Source organism: Chelativorans sp., from assembly GCF_031180965.1.
GTDB lineage: Bacteria > Pseudomonadota > Alphaproteobacteria > Rhizobiales > Rhizobiaceae > Chelativorans.
This window is the reverse complement of record NZ_JAPSLH010000052.1, coordinates 1-5,276: the sequence shown is the minus strand read 5'-3', so window position 1 is coordinate 5,276 and position 5,276 is coordinate 1. Positions and strand designations below refer to the sequence as shown.

5 protein-coding genes are annotated in these 5,276 nt (G+C 65.3%); 3 read left to right on the top strand and 2 right to left on the bottom strand.

Going from position 1 to position 5,276, the window contains the following annotated elements; all coding sequences use genetic code 11:
• Positions 1 to 167: 167 nt before the first annotated feature.
• Together RIN79_RS21330 and RIN79_RS21325 are read right to left on the bottom strand one after the other, a co-directional pair.
• On the bottom strand, positions 168 to 1,337 hold the full coding sequence (locus tag RIN79_RS21330; protein WP_309086718.1) for an LLM class flavin-dependent oxidoreductase: 1,170 nt from the start codon (positions 1,335 to 1,337) through the stop codon (positions 168 to 170).
• On the bottom strand, positions 1,334 to 2,116 hold the full coding sequence (locus RIN79_RS21325) for an alpha/beta hydrolase (RefSeq protein WP_309086717.1): 783 nt from the start codon (positions 2,114 to 2,116) through the stop codon (positions 1,334 to 1,336). The genes RIN79_RS21330 and RIN79_RS21325 overlap by 4 nt, the downstream gene beginning before the upstream one ends.
• Positions 2,117 to 2,296: 180 nt before the next feature.
• Here RIN79_RS21325 and RIN79_RS21320 point away from each other — a divergent pair, with 180 nt between their 5' ends.
• The 3 genes from RIN79_RS21320 to RIN79_RS21310 form a co-directional block, all read left to right on the top strand.
• The gene (locus RIN79_RS21320; RefSeq protein WP_309086716.1) at positions 2,297 to 3,088 is read left to right on the top strand and encodes an SDR family NAD(P)-dependent oxidoreductase; all 792 of its coding nucleotides are present in this window, start codon (positions 2,297 to 2,299) and stop codon (positions 3,086 to 3,088) included.
• 100 nt (positions 3,089 to 3,188) lie between these two features.
• The gene (locus RIN79_RS21315; RefSeq protein ID WP_309086715.1) at positions 3,189 to 4,658 is read left to right on the top strand and encodes an NAD-dependent succinate-semialdehyde dehydrogenase; all 1,470 of its coding nucleotides are present in this window, start codon (positions 3,189 to 3,191) and stop codon (positions 4,656 to 4,658) included.
• 34 nt (positions 4,659 to 4,692) lie between these two features.
• On the top strand, positions 4,693 to 5,276 hold a 584-nt coding region (locus RIN79_RS21310; RefSeq protein ID WP_309086714.1), incomplete at its 3' end, for a thiamine pyrophosphate-binding protein.

Genomic DNA, 5,276 nt, shown 5'->3' with positions numbered 1-5,276 from the left:
CGGCCAATGTCGGGACAGCGGCCGGCGGGGCGCGTGGAACGCGCCACGATTAACTAACAGAGAGGCACGGATCACGCGCCCCGCTTCCCACCTTCTTCAATGGCCAGACGGCGAAAGCCGGGCGTGGTGCCGATGACGCGCGTCCCTCGGCCTGCGGCTGCCTCCGCCTAGACCGGCATGGCCCGCCCCGCGGCGCCCGCCGGGCGCAGATGCGGGATCACCTCGGCGGCGAACATCTCCATATTCTTGCGCGTGAGCTCCGCAGGCAGCGTGCCGAACTGCAGCATGGTAAGCAGATGGCCGAAGCCTATCTGCTCCCGGTATTCGGCGAGCTTCTGGCGCACCGTCGCCGGGCTGCCGCAGATGAATTTTCCCTCGGCAATCACGCTGTCGATCGTCTGCTTGGTGGCGTGGCCGGCCTTGGCCTGCATGGCGCCGAGCATCGACTTGACCGAGGTGTAGCCGGGCGGCAGCAGCATCTCCATCGGCATGCGCAGGAATTTCTGAAGGAACGCCTCGATATGCGGCGCCGCCTCGCGCCGCGCGATCTCGTCCGTCTCGGCCACATAGAGCGGCAGCGACCAGCCGAGCTGGTCGGAGGTCGCTTCGTAGCCGTAACGGGCAGCCACGTCCTTGTACATCTTCATGTAGCGCGCCACGGTCGAGACCGACGCAAAAGTCTGCAGATAGGTGTAGCGCCGGTCCGGATGGGCCGCCCATTCGATCGTTTCCGTCGAGCCCTGGCTGGGGATCCAGATCGGCGGATGCGGGCTGTCCTGATAGACCCGGGGCCAGACATTCACATAGTCGAAGTGGTAGTGCTTGCCCTCGAAGACGCTGGGACCAGGCTGCGTCCAGGCCTGCAGGATGAGGTCGTGCGCCTCCTGGAAGCGCTCATGCGAGAAGGCCGGATTGACGCCCCAGGCATGATATTCCGCGCCGATGCCGCGCACGAAGCCGGCGATCAGCCGCCCGCCCGTGATGTTGTCGATCATGGCGAATTCTTCCGCCACGGTGAGCGGGTTGTTGAGGAGCGGGATGGCGCGGCCGAGCACCGCGATCTTCACATTCTTCGTGCGGCGGGCAAGCGCCCCAGCCATCACGCCGGGGATCGGCATCAGCCCGTAGGCGTTGGAATGGTGCTCGTTGACGCAGATGCCGTCGAAGCCGAGCTGATCCGCATATTCGAGCTCGTCGAGATAGCGGTTGTAGAGCGCGTGCCCCTTCTTCGGGTCATAGTAGCTGTTGGGTAGCGTCACCCAGGCCGAATTGTGCTTCTCGTCATAGGAGAGGTCGAGATCGGCATAGGGCATCAGATGCATGAAGTAGAATTTCATCGCGCGACCTCCCGGATGAACCCGCCCACCAGGCCCACGAACTCTTCCATCTTCTCGACCTGCGGCAGGTGCCCGCACTCGGCGATCACCTCGAGCCGCGCACCGGGAATCAGGTCGCGGAAGGCCGGGCCGTAGCCGGCGGGGATCACCTTGTCGTTCTCGCCCCAGACGATCAGCGTCTGGACCTTGATGCGGTGCAGCCATTTGTAGAGGTCGGGATTGTAGAAGCGCGGCTGCCAGGCGAGCTTTGCCGTGGTGAGGCGGTTCTGCAGAATCTCCATCTGCGCCTCAGGCGTGACGGGCGCCGCCAGCATTTTTTCCGCGAAGGACTGGGCGAAGAAGAGGTTCCTCGCCGTCTCCTGCGGCGACCACATGAAGATGTCGCCCTTGCGCAATCCCTTCACGTGGATCCCGGCCGGAGCGACGAGGGTGAGCGAGGCAAGGCTCCTGCAGTCGCGTATCGCGATCTCGGCTGCAAGCCAGCCGCCGATCGATGCGCCGACAAGGCTGATGTCGGAGAGGCCGAGATGCTCGATCGCGTCGAGATAGAAGAAGGCCAGATCCGACATGGTGTCGAGCCAGGTGGGATTCTCCGAGCGCCCGAAACCCGGATGCTCGAACACGAACACCTCATGGTTCTGCGAAAGCGCCTCCATGAAGGGCAGCCATGACGACGCGCCGCTGGAGCCGTGCAGGAAGAGAAGCGGCGCTCCCTTGCCGCCCCGCATCAGCCGCACCTTGCAGCCGGCGATCCTCTCCTCGCTTTCCGTATAGCTCATCAGCAAGCCTCCCGATCCGCCTCTTCAAAAAAACCGGCGGCTCCTCTGCAGTCGAAATTGTATAACTTTGGTGGTAGCGTCAATCTGTTTTCATCAAAAGTCGTCCGATAATAGCGAATGGCCTCTTGCTTCGGCCGGATTTTGCATACAACTTGCGGACAGCGCCTTCGGGAGGATGTCATGCGCGCGGAGAAGCTTTTCGACCTGACGGGCCAGATAGCCATCGTCACCGGTGCTGCAAGCGGGCTGGGGCTGGCGATCGCCGAAGTGCTCGCGGAGAACGGCGCGCATGTGGCGCTCTTCGACATCAATACCGAGGGTGTCGCCGCCCTGGCAGCGCGCCTGAAGGGTGAGGGGCTTTCAGCGGAGGAGGCGGTGGTAGACGTATCGGACCTTTCCGCCCTGCGCTCTGCCGTCGATGCCGTCGCTTCCCGGCATGGCCGGCTCGACATCGTCATCGCCAATGCCGGCATCAGCGGCGGCCCGAATGTGCGCACGGATGCCGGCGCCATAGAAAACGTCGGCGACGAACTGTGGAACCGCGTCCTGCACATCAACCTGACCTCGGTTTTCGCCACCATCCAGGCCTCCGCGCGGCACATGAAGGCGCAGCGTAGCGGCCGCATCGTCGCTATCGCCTCCATCGCCGGCCTGCGCGGCGACCCGATGACCGGCTACGCCTATGCTTCCAGCAAGGGCGGCGTCGCCAATCTGGTGCGGCAGGCTTCCTGGGAACTGGCGCCCTACAATGTGCTGGTCAACGGCATCGCGCCCGGTCCCTTCCGTACGAATATCGCCGGCGGCCGCATCCGCGAGCCGGAGGTGGAGAAGGCCTTTGCCGACACAGTGCCGCTCGGACGCATCGCCGAGGTCGAGGAGATCAAGGGCCTCGCCCTCCTCCTCTCCGCCCCCTGCTCCAGTTTCATGACCGGCGCGGTGATTCCGATCGACGGAGGCACGACGGCCATATGAGCCTTTGCTTGACATATCAGGTACCCTGCTTTTACTGCGGGTACGGACGGGCTCGATGCCCAGCGGTAGCGGCGTCGCCGCCTGAACCGGGAGGAAAATCATGAGTGCTGTGGGCAGGGAAAACGGGGCCGTGCCGGCGGGCAAATACGTCTCCGCGCAGCTTCTGATAGACGGGGAGTGGATCGCGCCGGAAAGCCGGGAGACGCAGCCCGTGGTCAACCCCGCGACCGGAAGGCCCATCGGCGTCGTCCCGCATGCGACGGCGGCCGATCTCGACCGTGCGCTCGATGCGGCAGACCGGGCCTTTCGCCAGTGGCGCGCGACCAACCCGCGCGAGCGCGGCAAGATCCTGAAGCGCGCCGCCGACCTGATGCGCGAGCGGCAGGAGGAGATCGCCTGGCTAGCCACGGTCGAGATGGGAAAGCCGCTGGCGGAAGCGCGGCTTGAGACGCATTTCGCCGCCGAGGAGATGGAGTGGTTCGCGGAGGAGGGGCGGCGCACCTATGGACGCATCATCCCCGGCCGGCTGGGCGAGACGCGCTTTTCGGTGGTGCGCGAGCCGGTCGGTCCCACGGCCGGCTTCTCAGCCTGGAATTTTCCGGTCGGCAATGCCGCGCGTAAGCTCGGCTCGTCGCTCGCCGCAGGCTGCACCATGATCTACAAGCCGGGCGAGGAAGCGCCGGCTTCTGCCGCCTCCGTCGCCCGCTGCCTGGTGGATGCTGGCGTGCCTGCGGGAGTGATCGCGGTGGTCTACGGCGTGCCCGACACGATCTCGCGCCACCTTCTTGCTTCGCCCATCATCCGGAAGATCTCCTTCACCGGATCGGTAGCGGTCGGCCAGCATCTGATCCGGCTTGCCTCCGAAGGGCTCAAGCGCACCACCATGGAGCTCGGCGGCCATGCGCCGGTGCTGGTGTTCGACGATGTCGACCTGGACTCGACGCTCGACCAGGTCGTGCTGCGGAAATACCGCAATTGCGGGCAGGTCTGCGTCTCGCCCACGCGCTTCCTGGTGCAGGAGTCTTCCTATGACGCGTTCTGCGAGGGCTTTGCCGCCCGCGCGGCGAAGATCAGGGTTGGCGACGGCCTCGACCCGCAGACCATGATGGGGCCGATGGTCCACGGCCGCCGCCGCGATGCCGTCGAAGCGCTTGTGCAAGACGCGACCGCCAAGGGCGCACGGCTGCTCACGGGCGGTCGGCGCATCGGCAATGAAGGCTTCTTCTTCGAGCCGACGGTGCTTGCCGATGTTCCGAACGAGGCGCGCATCATGCGCGAGGAGCCTTTCGGGCCGGTCGCGGTGCTCAACCGCTTCTCCGACTTGAACGAAGGCATCGCCAAGGCCAATTCGCTGCCCTACGGGCTTGCGGCCTTCGCCTTCACCGCCTCCGCCAGGAATATCGCCCGGCTGTCGGACGAGCTGGAGGCTGGCATGGTCGGCATCAACTCCTTCAACATCTCCATTCCCGAAACGCCCTTCGGCGGCGTGAAGCACAGTGGTCACGGCTCCGAGGTGGGCATCGAGGGCCTGGAAGCCTTCCTGGTCACCAAAACCGTCAGCGTCACCTGAAGGCTCAAGCCGCGAGAGCAAGAGGATCGTCCCGATGAAGCATCATCAGCCGGCCGGCAGTTTCGCCGCCGAACATCTCCTGGGCCACATGAAGGCGGCGGGCATCGACGTGCTCTTTGCCAATGGCGGGACGGATTTCCCCTCGATCATCGAGGCTTTCGCCCGCGCCGCCGAGTCCGGCATCGCCATGCCCGAGCCGCTGGCGATCCCGCATGAAGGCGTGGCGGTCGGCATGGCGCACGGCTACTACCTGATGGCCGGCAAGCCCGCGGGCGTGATCGTCCATGTGAATGTGGGCCTCGCCAACTCCGTGATGGGCATCATCAACGCGGCTTCGGACAATATCCCGATCCTTATGTGCTCGGGCCGCACGCCCCTTACCGAGAAGGGGCGCTTCGGCAGCCGCAACGCGCCGATCCATTGGGGCCAGGAGATGCGCGACCAGGCTTCGATGATCCGCGAAGTGGTGAAGTGGGATTATGAGCTGCGCTATCCCGAACAGGCAGGCGCCGTGATCGACCGTGCCATGAGCGTGGCGCTGAGCGAGCCCTGTGGGCCGGTTTATCTCAGCCTTCCGCGCGAGGTGCTTGCGGAAGGCACGCCGGGCGCGGAGCGCCC

Excerpts from the sequence above, each read along its gene's own strand:
- RIN79_RS21330 (WP_309086718.1), bottom strand. The coding sequence starts at position 1,337 with ATGAAATTCTACTTCATGCATCTGATGCCCTATGCCGATCTCGACCTC.
- RIN79_RS21325 (WP_309086717.1), bottom strand. The coding sequence starts at position 2,116 with ATGAGCTATACGGAAAGCGAGGAGAGGATCGCCGGCTGCAAGGTGCGG.
- RIN79_RS21320 (WP_309086716.1), top strand. The coding sequence starts at position 2,297 with ATGCGCGCGGAGAAGCTTTTCGACCTGACGGGCCAGATAGCCATCGTC.
- RIN79_RS21315 (WP_309086715.1), top strand. The coding sequence starts at position 3,189 with ATGAGTGCTGTGGGCAGGGAAAACGGGGCCGTGCCGGCGGGCAAATAC.